This window comes from Oxynema aestuarii AP17 (assembly GCF_012295525.1).
GTDB lineage: Bacteria > Cyanobacteriota > Cyanobacteriia > Cyanobacteriales > Laspinemataceae > Oxynema > Oxynema aestuarii.
In genome coordinates, this window is sequence record NZ_CP051167.1 from 268150 (window position 1) to 288173 (window position 20024).

The 20024-nt window shown below is 40.6% G+C and carries 18 protein-coding genes; all 18 read right to left on the reverse strand.

Annotated elements, in window-relative coordinates:
* Positions 1-385 precede the first annotated feature (385 nt).
* The 18 genes from HCG48_RS01170 to HCG48_RS27075 all read right to left on the reverse strand — a co-directional run bounded on the left by HCG48_RS01170 (position 386) and on the right by HCG48_RS27075 (position 20023).
* Positions 386-1795: a polysaccharide deacetylase family protein gene (locus HCG48_RS01170; RefSeq protein ID WP_168567521.1), complete on the reverse strand. Its 1410-nt coding sequence runs from the start codon at positions 1793-1795 to the stop codon at positions 386-388.
* The gene (locus HCG48_RS01175; protein WP_210437142.1) at positions 1792-2763 is read right to left on the reverse strand and encodes a GNAT family N-acetyltransferase; all 972 of its coding nucleotides are present in this window, start codon (positions 2761-2763) and stop codon (positions 1792-1794) included. The genes HCG48_RS01170 and HCG48_RS01175 overlap by 4 nt, the downstream gene beginning before the upstream one ends.
* A gap of 22 nt (positions 2764-2785) precedes the next feature.
* Entirely contained in the window at positions 2786-3754 is a 969-nt protein-coding gene (locus tag HCG48_RS01180; RefSeq protein WP_168567523.1) for a sulfotransferase family protein, read from the reverse strand.
* Between the two features lie 61 nt (positions 3755-3815).
* Positions 3816-5399: a hypothetical protein gene (locus HCG48_RS01185; protein WP_168567524.1), complete on the reverse strand. Its 1584-nt coding sequence runs from the start codon at positions 5397-5399 to the stop codon at positions 3816-3818.
* Positions 5392-6804, reverse strand: a complete 1413-nt coding sequence (locus HCG48_RS01190; protein ID WP_168567525.1) for a lipopolysaccharide biosynthesis protein — start codon at positions 6802-6804, stop codon at positions 5392-5394. The genes HCG48_RS01185 and HCG48_RS01190 overlap by 8 nt, the downstream gene beginning before the upstream one ends.
* Positions 6805-6807: 3 nt before the next feature.
* Positions 6808-7788: a sulfotransferase gene (locus tag HCG48_RS01195; RefSeq protein WP_168567526.1), complete on the reverse strand. Its 981-nt coding sequence runs from the start codon at positions 7786-7788 to the stop codon at positions 6808-6810.
* Positions 7788-8711: a methyltransferase domain-containing protein gene (locus tag HCG48_RS01200; RefSeq protein ID WP_168567527.1), complete on the reverse strand. Its 924-nt coding sequence runs from the start codon at positions 8709-8711 to the stop codon at positions 7788-7790. The genes HCG48_RS01195 and HCG48_RS01200 overlap by 1 nt, the downstream gene beginning before the upstream one ends.
* Before the next feature lie 24 nt (positions 8712-8735).
* Positions 8736-9467 (reverse strand): class I SAM-dependent methyltransferase, encoded by a 732-nt coding sequence (locus tag HCG48_RS01205; protein ID WP_168567528.1) that lies wholly within the window; start codon positions 9465-9467, stop codon positions 8736-8738.
* Positions 9468-9654: 187 nt separating this feature from the next.
* Positions 9655-10878 (reverse strand): DegT/DnrJ/EryC1/StrS family aminotransferase, encoded by a 1224-nt coding sequence (locus tag HCG48_RS01210; protein WP_168567529.1) that lies wholly within the window; start codon positions 10876-10878, stop codon positions 9655-9657.
* Positions 10851-12422 carry a hypothetical protein gene (locus HCG48_RS01215; RefSeq protein WP_168567530.1) on the reverse strand — a complete coding sequence of 524 codons (1572 nt, stop codon included), beginning with the start codon at positions 12420-12422 and terminating at the stop codon, positions 10851-10853. Before HCG48_RS01215 ends, HCG48_RS01210 begins: the two co-directional genes overlap by 28 nt.
* A 2-nt stretch (positions 12423-12424) precedes the next feature.
* Positions 12425-13771 (reverse strand): polysaccharide deacetylase family protein, encoded by a 1347-nt coding sequence (locus HCG48_RS01220; RefSeq protein ID WP_168567531.1) that lies wholly within the window; start codon positions 13769-13771, stop codon positions 12425-12427.
* Positions 13741-15633, reverse strand: coding sequence for an asparagine synthase (glutamine-hydrolyzing) (gene asnB, locus HCG48_RS01225; protein ID WP_246259818.1), 1893 nt, complete (start codon positions 15631-15633; stop codon positions 13741-13743). The genes HCG48_RS01220 and asnB overlap by 31 nt, the downstream gene beginning before the upstream one ends.
* A gap of 1 nt (position 15634) precedes the next feature.
* Positions 15635-16462 (reverse strand): class I SAM-dependent methyltransferase, encoded by an 828-nt coding sequence (locus HCG48_RS01230; RefSeq protein ID WP_168567533.1) that lies wholly within the window; start codon positions 16460-16462, stop codon positions 15635-15637.
* Positions 16462-17256: a glycosyltransferase family 2 protein gene (locus HCG48_RS01235; protein ID WP_210437143.1), complete on the reverse strand. Its 795-nt coding sequence runs from the start codon at positions 17254-17256 to the stop codon at positions 16462-16464. The genes HCG48_RS01230 and HCG48_RS01235 overlap by 1 nt, the downstream gene beginning before the upstream one ends.
* 21 nt (positions 17257-17277) lie before the next feature.
* Positions 17278-18447, reverse strand: a complete 1170-nt coding sequence (locus tag HCG48_RS01240) for a DegT/DnrJ/EryC1/StrS family aminotransferase (RefSeq protein ID WP_168567535.1) — start codon at positions 18445-18447, stop codon at positions 17278-17280.
* 139 nt (positions 18448-18586) lie between these two features.
* On the reverse strand, positions 18587-18784 hold the full coding sequence (locus tag HCG48_RS01245) for a four helix bundle protein (RefSeq protein ID WP_246259820.1): 198 nt from the start codon (positions 18782-18784) through the stop codon (positions 18587-18589).
* An 89-nt stretch (positions 18785-18873) separates the two neighbouring features.
* Positions 18874-19335: a DUF29 domain-containing protein gene (locus HCG48_RS01250; protein ID WP_168567536.1), complete on the reverse strand. Its 462-nt coding sequence runs from the start codon at positions 19333-19335 to the stop codon at positions 18874-18876.
* A 589-nt stretch (positions 19336-19924) separates the two neighbouring features.
* Positions 19925-20023: a type II toxin-antitoxin system Phd/YefM family antitoxin gene (locus HCG48_RS27075; RefSeq protein WP_511048724.1), complete on the reverse strand. Its 99-nt coding sequence runs from the start codon at positions 20021-20023 to the stop codon at positions 19925-19927.
* Between the last annotated feature and the right edge of the window lies 1 nt (position 20024).

Sequence of the window (20024 nt, forward strand, 5' to 3'; positions counted from 1 at the left end):
TAAAAAGCATAGTTTTACTAATGGCTTTAATAAGAAGGATCTTTTTGAAGAAATTAGAGCTAACGGGAAGAATAAATAAATAGAATAGTAAATAGAAGCTTTAAAATATTCTAGATTTTGGTATGAAATTTCATTATTATTTAATAATATCAAAAAGAGAAATACAAACACTATAATATAAGCCTGTTTGCTTATTCTGATCCCTAAACAGAGGAAAATTAAGAGTAGGGGCAAGTATATCCAATGTAAATACAAACCGAAAATGTTGGCGGGAGTATATTGCGTCCAAATATCTATAGATGAAACTACTAATAGCGAATTGACAAAAAAAGTACCCACTGAATACTTTGCAGTTAAGACATTATTTTTACGACTCATAATAGGTTTAGTCACAATTAGAAACCATCTTTTGGTAGAGTTCGATTTCTCGTCGTTGCATCAAACTACTGTTATGCCATAGCAGTGTAAAGTCCCCATTGAAAAGCTGACAGCAGTGCTTGTATTTTTTCATCACTTGCAAAGCAGCGCCACCTTCAGTACCTAAGTTCATATAAATTTGGTCAAGAACTGTACATTCCATCAAGACGAGAGGACGCTCTTTTAGTTTCAAGGGTTGTCTAGTTTTAAGATTAAATGTGGTAAACTCATAACAAACTCCACAGCGAAATCCTGTTACATCTGCAAATGATAAGGTTGTATCGTAATCGAGACCTGCATTTGCCCAATTTTGGAAGGTAGTGGGCGTTTCCCAGCGTAAGTAATGTTGGCGTCCTCCCCAGGTATCCTGTTCAATTCCTTCCTCAGCACAAACCTGTTTTAAAATTTTAAGCTCTTTTTTGGTTTGCTCTGGGCTTTGGTAGGTGTTGTAGCTGGTATGCAAGCCAATTTCATGGCCGTGTTGGTGAATTTTCCGCAGCAGTTGGCGAATTAGGGAATGATTTATGCTGTAAACACCGTCAAGAATTCCTGCGCTACGATCTGTTATGAAATAAAACGCACTTTTTAGGTTGTGTTTCTCGCTAATATCCATAATCAGGTCAAAGGTGTTGCAGGGGTCTGCTTCAGCTTTGCCCGCTTTTACCAGAAACCAGCGGGTGGCATTCTCCATCGCTTGTAGAGGGGCGCGACGCTTGAGAATATCTCCAGCACAGCGCCTCGCTATCTGCAAGCTATCCATAAATGCGTATCGAAATGGCTCATCTACATCATGACTGACATAGGTTTGAAACTGACGGGGTTTGCGCTGTAATCTTGGCCATAACTTTGTCAGACAAGCCCAAAGAATTTCTAGATACTCATTAATAATCGGGCGGTCTAGGAAATTTTCTTGATAGGCTAAGGATGCAGTAGCAGGAAAGCGATCGTGCTGGTCGCGGTCTGGTTTGACTACTTCTTCATAGCGGGTGAGCATGAAGAAAGCAGACCCAAAAATGTCAAGTCCCAGGTAAATTTTGTTTTCTGTATATTGAAGAAAATCTGAACGATTGGGTTCATTCCCATAAATCACAGGAATGTCTGGGCTTACCGTTGTGGCTGATAGTCCTGTGTTGGCGAAGTTCCAAATGAGTAAGGGTTGTTTGGGCAGTGAAGCAGGTTGTAACCATTGCTTGGGTGGTGTAGCGAATAGTCCATCTGCTATGACAAGTTCGCGACTATCATCATTAATGAGAATTCTGGTGTCTTGGCGGTCTGATACCTGAATTTGGGTGTCCAATCCCAAAAACTCGCCGAAGATGACTGAGAGGATGTAGCGGCGTTCTGGTTCATAGGTATCAGGGATCTCAATTGTAATCATCTACCATTCCTAACTAATGTTGTGAGCATATCTCGCCCACTTCTAAGTAACTTCATTCGCTGACTCATCCGTGTCACCTGAAAATATGGAAGCTGTCGCGCCCCAAATGCCCGAAAAAAACGCTCCACAGACTCGATCATGGAACCCTCAAAATCAAATTTTTTAGTTACGGTAGCGGCAAATTGAATCGCTTCCCACATCAGTAAGCTAGTGGCGCCACTATTACGAAGTTTTGGGTCTGCTCCTCCCATGAGATAATAAGCAGAGTTTTCATCCCAGACAATATAAATAGCAGCATGAATATGTCCTTGAGCATCTTCCGCAAAAAAAGTTTTTCGTGATTGGTGTTCTGTACAGGCAGTATCTAAGCGCCGAACAAACTCGCGACTATAGGGCAATTTCTTTCCCTGTCTTTGAAAGGTAAGCGAGTTAATATTGAGAAATTCCTCAATATCCAAGTCTGTATTTACAATCACTTTTTTTTTCGCTTTGCGGATCTCTTTACGGATGTTTTCCTGAAAACCAGCCCAGACTGTATCTAAATCATTTAGGGTTTCTATTACATAAGTGTAGCGTGTGGTTTGAGTAAAGCCTTGCCAGTAAAATGGCAACCAGTTGGTGATTGAATAGTGAAAGTTTTGACAGAAATAGTCATAAGAGGGTAACTGCGAAATTAGCGAGTTCATTAAGTCTTTTTGTTGACTTAACTGTTTAGCATACTTGGCATTAGATGACTCCAGCCACGTGCCAAGGGTTTGGGTTAGTTTAGGCATCGTAAGCATAGTTAACCCATATTTTTGCTTAACCACATAGGGAAGACGGGCGATTAATCTGTCATTTTTTTTGACTTCCACAGCATTCCAAGAATTAGGAGCGACGGCATCCAACCACCAAGGCTGCTGGAATATACTGTTAACCTCTAAAATAGTTTGTCTTAGGTTCACTGATGTATTGTTAAAATATGACACTATTCAAATCAATTGATACTTTTTATATTAACGATGTCGATTGCACATACTGTAGCATTTTGTCGTATAAGCTTTGGTCTATGTTTATTTGCTGATTTATTAAAAATTCATTGGGGATTTTTGAAATATCTATCCGTTTCTTAATCATCAGTTCATGTGAATCAAAAAAATTACTGATTTTATTGAGAACATAATGAGTATTATTACAAAATTCCTCATAATCCAAATCTAAAAAGCGTTCTGTGCCAATAATTTGCTTATCTCTTTCAATTAATGTATAAATACTGCGGATTTGCTCGATGACTTGCTCATATGCTGGTAAATTTTTAAGTTTGTCTACTTCTGGAGGTTCTACTGACCACCAAGTCTTATAATCTCCATAAACTTTTTTTCTTCCTGCAAGCAAGGAATGCCCATTATCAATTATATTACGATGAATGACAATAAACAACGATTCAGGTAGAGATTTTGCGATGGCTTGAAGTCGCAAGGAACAGTAAAGATTTTTAAATAAAATCGGCTTGCCAAAAGCTTGAAGCAAGGCAATGACAGAATTTCTAAGATGACGAATTTGTTCTGAATTGGTTTCTTCAATTGGAACATAGGCAGGTTTTCGACTAAAAAAGCGATACCAGAATTCACCACATTCACTAGGATCAAGCCAACCCTGAGTTTGACCGTGATAGGAGGTATAGTCAGATGATTGACGCCATTTGAGAGGATGAAATAAGCGTTCTACAGTAGAAGGTGCGCCGTAAAACTTAGCGTGAAGGTTAGAAATATAGCCAACATCATAGTAGTCAGTTAAAACTTGATACAATAGCGTGCTGCCCGATCGCGGTGCGCCAATGATAAAAATAGGAGGATGGACAAGTTCAATCTCAGTTGTACCAAGGCCAGACACTTCCAAAGTGTGAATTTTCCTATTTAGGAAGTGAAAGCTTTTATATAATAACGCTTTTGGAATTCTAGATATCGGTGATAATTTCAAAATATTTCTCTCTCTTCGATCTGCAATTCTCGTCCTGCTTGGCTAAAATATTCTTACTTCGTTAATCCATCGGTTTTTTCACTAGCCACCAAACTGGGGTCTCGCCAGAGTAAGGCTTCTCTCCGCGCAGGTGTTCTTCATAGTCTCGCCAAGAAAAGCAGCTTAATACTGTAAATCCTGCATCTCGCCACTTTTCTTCTAACTCTGTCCCCGCATCCTGGTAGATAACGACATAGTCTGCATTCCAGCATTTAATATTTTTTTGAACTAACTCAACAGTTCTCCCCCAAAAGTCCGGGGCTCCCTCATAGTTAAGCTCAAATACCCCCCACCAATCTGGCATAAAGTGTATATTTTTCGTGGCTGCAACGTATAGAGGCAGTTCTAGTAAAGTGCGATAGCCATCAAAAACGTTTTCATAAGTGTTTTTAGGATCTTCAAAAGCCATGAAAACCCTTTCCCCCTGGCTTACAGGAGAGAAAAAAGCCTTCATACCTTCTATAAACGGTTGAATTGAAAATGGGGCAAGTTTTGGCACTACATCGAAATTTTCTTGAGATATCAACCCAGTAAACAAGGGAAGAGGTGATGCAAGAACCCAGTAGGACAGTAAAAGTAGTGGCATAGGATTTTGAATTGTCGTGGCTGTTGCTAGACTAAAAATCAACATATATATTGATTGCACGTCAGCAAATCGCACAAATGTTGAGTTTATCAAGAAAAAAATAACTCCAGACAAAAACAAGGCTGGTATATCTTGTTTTAATACATAAAATACCAACACAAACTGACTATAAATCAACAAAAAATATAAATGAGTAATTCCCAGTTTTCTTGATGAAGTCCGTTTATATTTCACTTTTTTATCTATCATGCCAATAGCTTTTGCAACAGAAAAAAGTATGTTGCGAAAATTTCCGCTATCGATTGAGGGCAAAAAGTGAGTGCATAGCTTTAATAATGCTGGTAACAGAGCTAGTAAAGGATATATGTTACAAATACTTATAGCGGCTACTAATGATAAAATCCCTGCGATGAAAACAACTGTAAAACTGCCGAAGCTAGCAGCTAACCACGCAGTTCCAGCCAAAATCCATTTTTGGGTAAGCAAGGCGTAAAGTCCTAAAGGAAAAAAAAGCCACCCCGCAGCATTATAATTTTGCAAGCCAAAAGTATTGGAATAGAAGGTCGTGCTGATAGCGGCAAGTCCGATTACTAGCAGTACCCATGTTGAACTTATGTCTTGAAGCCATATTAAGTGAGAAAAAAGCCAACCAAACATACATACCAGCAAGAACACAGGTGAAGCTACCCAGTATGCATATAAAGAGAGCAATGAATAATGAAAACATCTTGACAAATCATAATTACCTAACCCGAGGTATGGGCTGTTACCCCAACGACCATATCTATACAAATTCAAAGCTCTTGTCCAATAAAACAAAGAATTGATACCATGTTTGGCTGTAAATCGGTTGTAGCTATGCCATTTGCCATCTGCGAGTATCAAACAAGCCCACAAAGTCTGTAATAAGCGTACTGGGGTAGTGACTAAAGTTGTCAAAGGGTAAAATATCAAGCGGAGCAAGCCGAACCAGCCATAGCGTTCTATGAATTTATTCCAAAGTTCTATTACCTTATGCATTTCTATTCAAAGATGTACTAATTAGAATTATCAAGCCCATGATAACTACTGAAATAATGGGTGTTAGTGAAGCGTTTTTATTGTACAGCAATAAGATAGCTGTAGTTGTAAAAATTCCTGTAAAAATCTGCAATAACAAAGCACCTATCGGATAATGAATTTGCCATAACTTTTCAGAAACTACTAGAGCGATTGCATTCCAAACCAAAAAAGAAGTAGAAGTAGCAATTGCTGCACCTGTAATTCCCCATCTGGGTACAAATATGTAGTCCAGAGCAATATTAAGTAAGGCGGCAAAACCCATCAGTAGTGGATTCCATGCAGTTTTTTCCTTTTTCCATATTCCAGCACAACCAATTAAGTAGAATCCATAAAAAAGGGATGACCAAGCGAGAATTCCGACAATCGGATAAGCAGAATAATATCCAGGACTTGTCAACCAGCGGACTAAGAAAGGAGAGATAGCAGTCATTACCACAATAGCTGCTGTTCCTAATCCTAGATAAAGGCGAGCAATTGTCCTGAATAATTCAGGTCCTTCCTCTGTGTGGAGCGCATCCATTGCGATCGGCCACCAGGCTTGTCGGAAAGTGGTAACAGCTAAAGCGATTATCATCGCAAATTTAACGCCGACAGCATATAAACCCAGTGCATCTTGCCCTTGGTAATGGATGATAAACCAACGATCGGATGTATTGAGGACATACATCCCTAAACCAGCAGGGACAAGGGGGGCGCCAAACCTTAACAGCTTAGGCCACCACTGTCGATGCCATTTTGACCAGTCTATATATGCGCGGATTCCCCGCCAGCCAAGGATGGTTCCTAAGATAGAGGCGATCGCAGAAGCTACAAGAAACGCGACAATCCCCCAATCGAGGAATAGGACTAGAAATATGCCAAGGGTATCAGAAATAACAGTGACACTTAGAGTGATGCCTAGATAGTTCCAAGGACGATAGAGGAGTCTGAAAACTTCAACGCTTTGAGACATGAGTCGCCCGAAGAGACACCCACAGAAGGCTAAGGCAAAATAATGCCAAGTTAATTGACCCTCGAAAAAGAATTGATTCAAAAATGGTGCGATGAGTAAGGCTGCACCGACTATGACTGTTCCCCAAATTAATCGCCATTGCAAAATTGCTGTGATTAATTCTGCTTGTGCTTGCTTTCCCTTATCCTTTTGCTGAAAAAAATAAAAAGACTGGGCTGAATCCATCCCCATTGTCAACAGAGTTCCCAGAAAACTGCTCAACACTGTCAACATTTCAATGATGCCATATTCTGTAGGAGTGAAAAGGCGTGTATAGATTGGCAGCAGAAAAAATGTAATTGCTTTTGCAGCTACACCTCCAACTCCGTAAATAATTGAATCTTTTCCTAACTGCTTTAATTTGGATTTCAAGCCTTAACACTCCCAAAAATTATTTTCTTTTAATAAAAATGAGATTTGCTTTGCCTCGCCTTCAGAAACTTTAACTCTATTGGAAACTTTTAATGGCTCTGAAAGGGCATCTTTACGAAGGCAGGATAAATCCAGATTTAAATAATTTTTCAGCAAATTTTCAGCGACTATCCAAGGGTCGGAGCAAAAAGCTTCATATTCTACCTCAACCCAAGACGATCGCTTAATATATTTTAGTTGCTCGTCTATCGTTTTCTCAATTTCCAATATTTGTTTAATCGCAAACTCAACCGGATCTTTTATATTGCTGTGCTTGAGAGAAGGAGGAACTGGATGAAATGTTCCTAGTTCATAGTATGCTCTGACAACAGATTGTATAACTTGTTCTGGATTTCTTTTAACTCTAATAAAATTTAGTTCTGGTATGGCATTATGCAGTTTTAAAATCTTGGGATATGCTCGGACATTTTTAAAAATAAAAGGGCAATCTCTTGTGGCCTGCATCATTCTAATTAATCTAATAAAGCGGCTACGAATCAAGCTTAAATTTTCGCTGTCTTGGAGCAATTGTTCAATAAATTGATTGCCTTCATTAACATCGTTTATCTGTGAAGTATAACCATAATAGTTATTAAACTTTAGATTCGATTTTCCAAATAAGTCATTTTTTAATAAATAAGACGATGCTAAGCTGGGAAATAATGAATGAAGATTGCTGATATAAACGCTAGGTATAATTCTTGTCAAAACCTGGTAAACAATTGTACTGCCAGACCTAGGAGGGCTAACAATCATCGCACAAGGAGGTAAAGTCCAATTCTCTGGAAGAGGGTGATGTCGGAATAATTGATAAGCAATTCTGTCTAACGATCGCGTAATAGGGCTTAGTGCGATCGACAAAATTCCCAGACGTGCTGCTGGACTGTGAGATTGTATTGCGCCCCTTAAGCGTTTTGTTTGTTTTGTCAGACTTGAAGAATACATTAAAGCTTCTTCCCCCAGATAGTAATCGGATTGTCATCATCTTGACTGATAATTTCCAGTCCATAATCTGAGAACCAACTTTCAACCTCTGAGGTGGTTGGAAAAAATAATTGGTCTGGGGCAATATTTACCAGGACAACTTCACGACACTGCTTCCAAGTAGAGTTCGCCAGATTTATTCCCGATCTAGTGGGAAGAACTCCCAAAAAGGGGACTATACAATCGGCAATTAATCTGGAACCCACAGAACCCGTAACCTGACATAGACTTCTGATCGTCGAAAATAGGACTCCCATAAGACCACCAGTTTTTGGATAAATCCAAACTCCTACTAACCCTCCTTTTTTAGTAACTCTACATAATTCAGAAAATGAATTTAACGGATTGTCCGTATAAGCTATAGCTCCAAAAGAAAATGCTGCATCAAATTGACCGTCTTCAAAAGGTAGTTCTCCTAGATCCCCTTGCACAAATTTCCAGCTAGATTTGTGTAGATCCCGTGCAGCAGACCGAAGGGCCGATAGAGAAATATCTAGACCAACAAAATCACTACTTTTAGCCCACGATTGAGTAGATAAAACCCGTGCATGAACGCCATTTCCACATCCAGCATCCAAAAGTAAGGCTGGCTTTTGTAAGTTAATACAATCGAATAGTGGTTTCAAGAATTCTTGGGCTACTAATTGTTTTTGAATGGGAATTTGTTCTGTGATATTTTCATCCCAATGACTGTCAAAATGATAGTTTATATTTTCTGGATGATTGGATTGAACAAAGCAAGGAATTTCATCTATAACTGGATAAATTCCATGTATGGGACACTTTAGCCCTCTGCAACCTTCCAAATATAGTAACTTACTCTTACATTTTGGACATCGAAGTAGATGACTTATAGCATTATTGAAATTTTCTGTAGTATCCACGATTTTCCAAGTTAGTTATAACTACTATATGCTTATATTTTTCCGACGCTTACAGGAGATTTCTAGAAGTCCATTTAAGTAAATAGATGGAAAATATAGTGGTATTCCTTTTATTTTGCAATCAAAAAACATTTCTAAGCTACGAATCACCTGTTTCGCTTGATTACAGTGTTCTACGTGAGAAATGAACTCAAAATCTATGTCTGGATACATCTTAGTAAAATGGGGTTTTGAAAGTAGATTTCTCCCAACATTCCATAACCCACCTTCTGTAGGTATTACTATATTAATCTCAGCATCAGATGTACAACAACGATAAAGCTCAATTACTGCATCCTTCAAATACCAAATATGTTCAAAGGTATTTGATGAAAAGACATATTTTATAGAATTTGACTTAAATGGCAATGAGCATACATCAGCATAGATAGCTGTAACTTCAGGATAATTAGACTTTAATATTTCTAATCTTTCCAAATTTCGATCGATTCCAATATATTTAGAGCGATCTTTTAATTTTAATATTTCTAATCTTTCCAAATTTCGATCGATTCCAATATATTTAGAGCGATCTTTTAATTTTTGAACTTGCGATCCATCACCACAGCCTATATCGAGAAGCCATCCCCCAGGTTCGCGTTTATTAAATTTATTAATACTGTTATAGCTCCAATTAGCAAGAAGACCTGCAACCGATGTTGGCTTAGTATAATAATTAATACGCTTCTCAATCTTTTCATTCCATTTTTTAAACATTGAACTTTCATAAACCAAGTCGGAAGGAGATTTTTGATGAGAATTAATTATTAAAACTCCCGAATTAGTCTTTTCATACTGGATCCCTCCTAATGACTTAAGATTTGACTCAATAGGCGTCCCATCTTCTGGTGATTGTAAAATCGAAAAAAATGTCTGTTGACATGACTATTTATATTTGGACAATTTATATTTTGTTATATTTGGACAATAGCTCTACAATCTTTAATGCTTGATTGCCTTGCTTCGCTAAGTAAACTGGCAAATTAACTGTAGTTTTTGCCATCTGTCGGGCAACAGGACAAGCAAACCTATTCCCAGATCGATCGCGATATGCCGACATCTGCGGAATGCAATACTCAATGATTTGTCCCAATTGCACTCCATGTTTTAGGGCATACTGCATCCGTTGTTGACGATGTTCTGTCCGAGGGACATAGTGGGAATATGTCGCACCTTCAACCAAGGGGGGCAAGATGAAATTGGGGATTTCTTGTAAATGTTTGTCGTAAAACTCTGCCACTTGGCGGCGGTTAGCAATAATGTCATGGTAGCGACCAACTTGAACTTGACCGACTTTTGCTTCTACTCCTGTCATGCCTACTAAGTAATCTGTTGGCATCTCAATAATACCTTCATCATAGTATTTGACAAAGCGATTCAAAAGTCCACTCCGCTCTAAGGCATTTGTCATTCCATAAATAGGTGCGGTGAAAGCTGGATAAATGGCTGCCAGGTAGAGCCTGCGCCGCCATGCTTTCTGCCAAGTTGGAGGCTGAATTCGCGCCTTTCGCAATTGGCGCAATTTATCCGCCAGGTCATCTCGATCGGTTGTCACCATCCCGCCAAAAATAGAGGTAAGGATTTTACTGATGTTCGATCCAAATATTGCTGCATCCCCCGCTTGCTGAACGGGGCGTCCTTTCCACTCGGCGGCAAAACTATGGGCGCAGTCTTGAATAATCGGAATCTGGGGATGCTGTTGTCGAATTTTGTCTAAACGATCCAGATCCACGGGATAGCCAAAAATTGAGGTGGCAACGATCGCGCCTGTTTTTTCTGTAATGGCTTCTGGCACCAAGTCGAGGTTCATATTAAAGTCCTCTTCTTGAGAGTCCACAAAAACAGGCTCGTTGCCACTGGTGACAATCGCATGAGGTACGACGACGCAGGTATAGGCGGGACAAATCACTTCTCGTTCTTTTAACCCCAAAGCCTCCAGTAACAAAACCAACCCAGTACGACCGTAAGGAAACGCAATGGCGTGCTTTTGTCCCATTAACCGAGCAAAAGCTTGCTCGAAGCGCTGGATTTCTTCTTCTCCTGCTGGAGGAAGCAAGGCCGCTAATTCCTGCCATCCTAAAGTGGGCTTTAATCTTGGTATCATCTGATATCGTCCTGCAATTGCCAATAGCCTTGGCTTGCCATGTGGATGGCACTGAAAGGATATTTTACTTCAATACGGTTAAACCCTTTCCCTTGTTCTTCTTTCCAGGAATCTTTAATATTGAGATTTGCTCCGAGATGAATTGTCCTACGGTTGCTTACTGGGGCCACTCTTTGCCCCGTAATCAGAAGGCGGACTAGAATCTTTTTTACCAAGTTGCCTAACAATAAACTCCGCATTATGGTGACGTTCAGCAGACGCAAGATAATGAATTGGAGGAGAGAAGGCAATTGTTGGTGCATCGCAACTAAAGGGGCCGTAACTGTTAGGATATCTCCGTCAAGCTGCATTGAGTTGTGGGCTTGATAAGCTTGGCTGCTGACATAATGCCCATTGGGCGATATGGCCACCATACCCACATCAATCCAAGATTTTTCTGTCTCGGAGGGAAAATGATAGCAAACACCGCCTTTATGCCAAGATACAATCGTGTAATGCTTTGTTCCTTTATCAATCAATAATCCCGCTTCTGGGAATTGACGACGCCAGAGCAAGTTGGATAATGCTGGCAGTTCAGGTGATGGTTCTAGATTATGTTCTTGCGTTCCCTCGTAAAGACTAGCAGCCCAACAATAAGCGTTAAACATGGGAATTAAATTTGGCTCATCTATGACCGCTAAGGTTACAGTGGTCAAGTTTTGAATCGAGCTGCCCATGAATTTAGCTAAACTAGCTGCTTCTGGTATTTCTGGAGCCAAGGCTTCCAGTCCCGCAGGATAGTAGAAACGGGTATTGCGACTTCCGTAATATCCGCCAAAAGAGCCGTCTGGGTGGGCAAAATGCCAGAGAAATTGAATAGAACGCCGCAAGGAATCTAATAAGTCCAAATCTGGGCGCAGTCTATGCAAGTCAGCCAGATAATAGGTTGCTAGGCTCTGATAACCCGGATCTGCACCTTCATATTCGCGAAACCAACCTTCTGGGGATTGTTCCGATAAAATTCGCTCTAATATTTCTTCCCCTCGTTTTTCACCAGGTTCGTTTGTAAGTGCTGACCACTTGTAGAGAGCTACCGCAGCAGTTGCCAGGTGATTGGAAATAAAAGCGTGGCTTTCGTCAGCTTGGTGCAAAAATGATATTGCGGGGCGAATGATGTCCAGATAACGAGTTTGAACTTCTAAATCTAAGTGAGCTTTGAGGAGTTCTATGGCAGTTAGCAGGTCATAGGCGACTAAGGCTGTAACGCAAAAGGAAGATTCAAACGGGAACGCTTCTTCAAAACTGCCATTGGGGTAACGCAGGCGATCAGCCCCTCGGAATAGAGCATCAATGCGACGCTCGATTGCCATTTGAGAAAGGTAGTTGGGCAATAAGTTGTGTTTTAATAGCCGCGCCAGTCCTTGGGCTGCTCCTTGAAAGGTTCCATTGCCAAAGTCAATCAGCTTCCAAGCCCAACGATAGCGATCGCCCATTCCGTAGGTAGGGCTAAGGGGATTTGTATCGTATAAAGCCAAGAGTCTGGGCAACACGGCCCATACCTGCTCTAAATAGGGGTTAGGGCTTTTCATACTTAACTTTTAGCCTCAATCGTCGATAGCAGAGTTTCATATCCAGTCGCCCACCCATAATCATTGCTCATCACCCGCTGGTGCCAAATTACTGATGCTGTGCCATGTACGGCATAAATCTCGTCTAACCAATATGCTATTTGTGTATTCCGCTCGGAGTCACTTAAATTTCTATAATCATATAGATGAGAATCCATTAGCACCATTGGCAAGACTTGTAAATTTTGCTCCCTTCTAGACTTAAAGCACCAAGGATGATATTGCAGTGCGACTCCCGTGCGAAATCCAGGGCGATCGTTGAAGCCAAGAGTGCTATCTAACGCAAATCCTGCTTTTTGTTGCGCTTGCCAAGTTTGCTCCCAACTAAAGCGGAGCCAGTGTTGGCGACAACTGGTAACGGGAAAACCCAAAGCTTTTTCTAGGCGTTGGCGTTCGCCCTGCATCTGTTCTGCATCTGCCCAAGCATTAAATGACTGGTGCAAACCAATAGTCCAGCCCTCGGCAGACATTTTCTGCAACTGTTGTTTCAGCTTGGGATGGGTAGCAATGCTATAAGCTGGGTCAAGCAAAAGTTCTTGAAAAGTCCGTTGCCATCCGCCAGGGCCACCATAGATATTAAAATGGCTGCGAAAGCCATGTGTTTTTTCTAGAGCAGTAATGCGATCGAAACACCAATAATTATCTTGACTGAATAAAAATTTAGCAGCATTGGCCAACTTACTCAACGAACTACCTATCTGACCCCGCAATAGGCTTCTGACTGCGTTAAACGAGTGGAATGCAGTTTGCTTAAAGCGGATTGCTAAGGTTTTGGCGATCGCATCTACATCGTGAGTCAAAATAATTTCCGCTTTTGGCAAAGAACCGAATAGAGCTTGCTCGCTGACACCTTGCTCTCTCGCGGCCCAACGTCTTAAAAACAGAGCAATACGATTAACCCAAGCTCTCGACCAGAGACGAGAGTCCCAGCCTTTTAGCTGAAAACTGTAAGAGTGTATTGGGCCATGTTGTCGCTCAAAGCTCTGTTCTGCCAGACCGTTCAAATACCAAAAAATCACCCACAACCAATCCGTTCGAGTCCAAGGGGGCGTTTCACCTTCTGCGATCGCTTGTTTTGGCACCAGCAAACTGCCCTCTACAGCAATATCTGTCGCCCAGTTTGGAAGTTCCACAAATTCGACTGGGGGCGGCAATTGCTCGATATCTGGATAGAGCACTTCTGGAATGGGCAACCTCAAAATCAAAGATTCTCTGTTTTGCCAATAGCGTTCTAGGGCTTTAACTGCGTAACTGCGTTCTGGACGAACTGGAACAAAATTCATTGTTGGTCGATAAATTGCTGATGCCATAATTCCAAACAAAGAACTCCCCAAATTTCACGCCCAAAAGGTTTTTCTGTATCTAGAAGCTTTTCTAAAGCGTTTGAGTTAAACAAACCCCTTTCTCGACTAGCTTGGCAAAATAAAACGTCCCCAACAAAGTCTCGGACTTTTGTATTCAGCAGCCACTCTTTCAAAGGCACGGGAAAACCCATCTTATCTTTTCGAGTCAAAATTGCTTCTGGAATTAAGGTCTTGACTGCTTGCTTGAGAATATATTTGGTTTTTCCTCCCTGAAATTTCATAGGTGGGGGCATTCTGGTTACTAAATCGACAATTCGAGTATCTAGAAAAGGAACCCGAGATTCAATCGAAACTGCCATACTGACCCGATCTTCGATTTGCAGGAGTGCTGGTAAAAGCGTTTTTAAATCGAAGTGGGTCATTTTATTGATATAAGACGAAGTATTAGGATGATTAAAAACTTTCTGAAACTCAGCATAGACAGATCCGGGGTCAAAGGCTGATCGGGCTTCGGGAGTCAATAGCTGTTCAATATTTGGACTGCGATCTATTAAACGGAAATAGCGGGCATCCATTGCATCAAATAACCCTTCTCGCCAAAATTCTTGCATGAGCGGGCGATACTGTTTTAATAAAGGTAGGCTGGAAATAATCGAGGCTAAGGTGACAATATGTTTCCCTTCTTCTTGAGTCTCGAATATCGATCCTTTAAGAGCCTGTTCGAGATAACCAACTAAATACCGAGCGTACCCGCCAAAAATTTCATCGCCCCCTTGTCCCCCAAGCACAACCTTCAAGTTTTTGCTAGCCAGTTTGCTAACGTGGTACTGAGGAAATAAACCAGGACCCGCAACAGGTTCGTCTAAAGCATAAATTAGATTTGGTAAATCATCTATAAATTGTTGTGCAGTGGGTATAACGCTAAGTAAGGTGCTACCACTGGCCTCCGCCACTATTTTTGCATAAGAAGATTCATCATACTGCGAACCTTCTGCAAATAAGCCATTGAACACTTTAATGGGAGTTTCTAGATATTGAGTAGCTCCCATCGCAATAATAGTAGAATCAAGACCGCCGGAAAGATAAGCACCTAATGGCACATCGCTACGAAGTTGAAGGCGAATGCTATCTTCCAATAAAACTCGCAGTTTATCAACAAAATACTCTTCAGTATGGTATTCATCAATCTGAAAGTTAGTATCCCAATAGCGGACAATGTCATTAACCTTGCCATTGCACCCTTTGATATAGCAACCAGGTTCGACTTTATGAATCCCCCGAAATAGAGTGCGATCGCCCAAGCAAAACTGAAAGGTAAGGTACTGCTGCATTCCTTCCCAGTCTCGCTCTGCTCGAATCTTAGGATGCACCAGGATTGATTTTATTTCTGAGGCAAAAATAATTTCCTCTTCTACTTCTGCGTAATAGAGAGGTTTTATACCAAAAGGATCGCGACCTAGCAGCCATTCTCCTGTCTGGTTGTCTGCCAGTGCAAAGGCAAACATTCCGTTGAGTTGTTTAAAAGCCGCATCACCTTCATAAATAAGCATTTTCAGCAATACTTCGGTATCTGAAAAGGTACGAAACTGAACCCCTTGCTGAATTAGCTTCTGCCGTAGTTCTAGATAATTATAAATTTCCCCATTAAAAACAATCGTATATCGCCCATCCTCAGAGTGCATGGGCTGCTTTCCATAGGCGAGGTCAATAATAGCCAAACGCCGATGACCCAAGGTAAAATCATTTCCACTATGAATTCCTTCGCCATCAGGTCCTCGATGAGTCAGGCGATCCATCATTCCCCGGACTAGAGAATTTCTCTCCACCGAGTCTCTTACCGAGCCAAAAATTCCGCAAACTCCACACATATTAACGCTTCTTTAACTTAGCCATAATCATAAAACCTACCGACTTATCGAGGATACTATGAATGAAATTGGGCAACGGGAAGGGTAAAGTTCGAGCCGGGAAAAAATAAATCCATACATCCTGTATTTCAAAATATGGTGAAAGCATTTGACTGAATTCTTTACGAGAATAAGCTTTTCCAATAGGATTATCCACACCATCGTAAAGTCGGACAATTTCATTTACATCATCAATTTGATAAATTTGTTCTCTTCCTCGACCCTTTAACCCTCCTCCTAGTTTACCAATCAAAGAAGCTGGAAATTTTAAAAATTTCCAGCTTCTTAAAAATATATTTTTATAATATACAGATATAATCGCTGTGCCTTCATCATTTAATACTCTGGCAATTTCTTTAACACATAGATCTGTGTTAGGAGTATGATGAATTACGCCTTGACAGTTAACATGAGAAAAACTTGCGTCTGCAAAAGTTAAATGTTCTGCATTTTGCTGACTTAGAGCGGCTTGTAAGCCATAAATTTTACAACGTTGTTGCGTTAACTCTAAAGCTTTTAATGTTAAATCGGCTGCGGTTATGTTTTGACAACCACGCAAACCAAATTCCACAGTCCAAAATCCAGGTCCACAGCCAAGATCAAGGATTTTTTGTTCCTCTATCTTGTTGGGAAATATGCGTTTGTCTAAATATCCAGCAAAGCAATCTTCGATATAAACTTGCCGATGTTCCTCAAAAAATTCTTGTGTACCCGGAGCAAAATTAGATTCTCCTGACCATAAAGGATTATTTTCCCAAAATTTTTGAACTTCCTCAATATTTTTAGTCATTATTTCTCTGCTTGTAGCTCTTTGAGTATTTGCTTGTATCTATTACGCCATCCACCCCAAGGCCAGTGATACATTACAGTCATAACCATATAGCCAAGAGTGGTGATGCTACTAATCATCTTGCTATCGCTTTGTTTCTGGTCGTAGCGAAGAACAAAGGGAACCTCTGCACATTTAGCTCCCAATATCTTCAATTTGACCAGTTTCTCTAGAGTACCTGTAAAACCCAGTCCTCTAAGCTGAAGAAAATTATTTCCATAAAACGCAATAGCTTCTTTGATTAATCCAGCTCGATAAGCGCGGAATCCACAGGAATATTCTTTAACTCCTTTAATAGGAAAAAAGAATTTCATAAATAGATTTGCACAACGACTAATAAATGCTCGATAAGTGCTCACCCCAAGCTGACCACCTCCCGGTTGAAACCGTGATGCAATGACAACATCAAACCCTTCATCAAGCTTGGCTACCAAATCAGGTATAAAACTAGGTTCGTGAGTATCATCACAATCGAGTCTAACTACCACATCATCCGGTTGAGCACGATCCGCCACATACTCAAACAAATCCCGCTCAGTTTCGCCCAACCCCCGATTGATTTTATGGTAAATAATGTCTAATGGGAGAGATTGGGCATAATTAGCCAACATCTCACGAGTGCTATCTTTACTCCCATCGTCACAGACAACAATTTTATATTCCCAGGCTAACTCGTTCATAACTTGCTCAATTTTGGGAAGCAGCGTTGGCAATGATTTTTCTTCGTTATATGCAGGCAAAGTAATGTACAACAATGTCTTACCTCTTTTAATTTCTCAAGATTCAGGAGCCAATACTTGTTTTAAAATCTTCACAACAGACTCTATATTAAATTTTTCTATTTCCGGCCAAATGGGCAAACTCAGAACCTCAGTCCCTAATAAATCACTGGTTGGAGTAGAAGGATATTTACCTTTATAAACAGGCAACTGGTCTTGCGGCACTGGGTAATAAACCATACACCCAATCCCTTGCTCGCCTAAATATTCCTTCACTTGATCCCGTTTCCCATCTAACACCCGAATCGTGTACTGGTGAAACACATGACCGTCAGCCAATTCTGGAGCGATTATCCCCTCAACATCAGCCAATAACTCATTATAGGTTTTAGCCACTTGGCGTCTGCCCTCATTCCACTGTTCCAAATAAGGCAACTTCACCCGCAAAATCGCCGCTTGCAACGTATCCAAGCGCGAATTGTATCCCAAAACTTCATTGTGATACTTTTTCTTCGCTCCATGAACCCGCAACATCCTGGCCATTTCCGCAACTTGGTCATCATTAGTGACAACCATACCGCCATCCCCATAAGCGCCCAAATTTTTGGACGGGAAGAAGGAATAAGCGCCCACATCTCCAATAGTCCCCGTAAATTTCCCTCGCAGTGACTCCCGCGTGGATTCCTGACAATGACCATCACAAGAGGAACAAGTTCCCCAATATCTTGCCCCAAAAGATTGAGCGCAGTCTTCAATTACTTTTAAACCATACTCTTGGGCAATCTCTATAATTTGCGCCATTGCTGCGGGTTGCCCATAGAGGTGAACAGGCATAATCGCCTTTGTCCGAGAGGTAATTTTTGCTTTAATCTCTTTGGGGTCAATATTGAAACTTCTAGGGTCAATATCCGCAAAAACAGGCTTTGCCCCCACATTGCTAATGGATTCAGCGGTGGCAAAAAAAGAAAAGGGAGTGGTAATCACCTCATCCCCTTCGCCAATTCCTAAAGCCCGCAAACCAATTACAAGGGCATCCGTGCCAGAGTTTACACCAATGGCGTGCTTAATCCCCAAATACTCAGCCACTTCCTGCTCAAATAGCTTCACATCTGGCCCCATGATAAAGCGACCAGATTCTAACACGCGGTTAATTGCGGCTTGAACTTCGTCTTTGATTTGCTCGTACTGGGGTTTTAGGTCTAAAACGGGGATTTTAATTTCAGTCATATCCTCAGAGAAAAGTGAAAAGTGAAAAGTGAAAAGTCAATAATAGATAGTAAATAGTGAATACTAGATAAAAATGGTTTAGTGGGGCTGTTTGGAGGTTTTGACAGTTGATACTAGCATAGCGATGAGTTCTTGACAGTCAGGTTGTATGCTTTGAAACATTTTTTTCGTTTATATAGCCCGTATTTTTCAGTAAGGAGAGCCAATATGCTGTTTCGTTAGCCTCCTTGAGCGAGATGCTCATTTTGCCGATAAAGTCAGCTTTGCTTTGTGCAAATTCGGACTCGCGAATTAATGCTCCTATCGCCGTGCCGCTTCTTAGAAGTTGTTTGCTCAAAATAAATTTCTTTTTATGGTTTTGCAGGTATTGGGATTATCTTTTAGTGGACTCTCCTTCATAACTTTTCACTTTTCACTTTTCACTTTTCAAGCTTCTGGATACCAGCTATCATCCAATAGTTGCTCGAAAGAGTAGGGGCAGCTTTCCGGAATAGTATCCTTAGATAAGCCTGTTTTTTGCAGAACAACTTTCAAAGCAGTCTCATAAATTGATGCTAAACCTTCATGTAATTTATTTTTTAGGGTCGTCGTTAAGCGATCGGACAAATCTGCTCTAAAAGCTGTAACTTCACCTTTCCAGTGACGAGAATTTCTCTCGCGCTCTTCTTGCCAATATTCCAGAAATAAAAGATGAATAATAATTTGTCTTAAAAGACTTCTGACTTTGTTTAAATCTCGTTTGCCCAAATTTTCCAATTCCTCGATTAAATTTTCCAGATCTAAGTCTTCTAAGCGACTTGCTCTCAAGATTTTAATCGTTTCGGACAACCAAAGATACTCATCGATCTGGTAAAGTTCCTTGAGAGTGGTTGTTGTTAAATTTGACATAAATTCAACTCTCGGGTTTGACTATGCTGTACTCACCATCATTCTAGCCGATCGCTCTACGCGATAGCTTCCCTCGGAACCTCGGAAGGACACGGGAGGATGCGGGAGAACACAGGAGGACACAGCAGTGCTGTGTCCCTACAGTCCCTACAGGGAGTTTGCTTGCAAACAAGCCTCAAACTCTTCAAGAGATTGAAAATCCAACAAAGCCATCTTCAAAAAGATTATACCGGATCTATTTTATTTCTCATAGTAAAATCCACAGGAAATAACAATAACTTCTTCCTCATAAATGGCCAGGCTCTAGCTTACCAATCCCTTCAAATGGGCTTCTAATTATATCTTTTAATTATATCTTTAATGAGTAAATTGACTCTTTTTAAAAGTTTTCGATCGTTTTTTACCCTTTTCTTGTAGTCAAAGATAGTCTGACTAAGATGCTTCTGTAAAAGTGACTGTAAAAGTGATTTGCATTCATCAACCAAGTTACTAACAAAAATTTCACCTTCCTTGGCTTGTTTGATTGATTTTAATAGATGTTCGGCATTAGCTGGATTTGGATAATAAATAGACTGTTTCTTGCCAAGAGTTAAATATTCGATAAAATGGTCGGTTCGACATCAAGGATCACTTGCTCGATGATTTCATCTAACTGTTGCTTAGCTTGCTTACTGGTAATTGCTTTCATT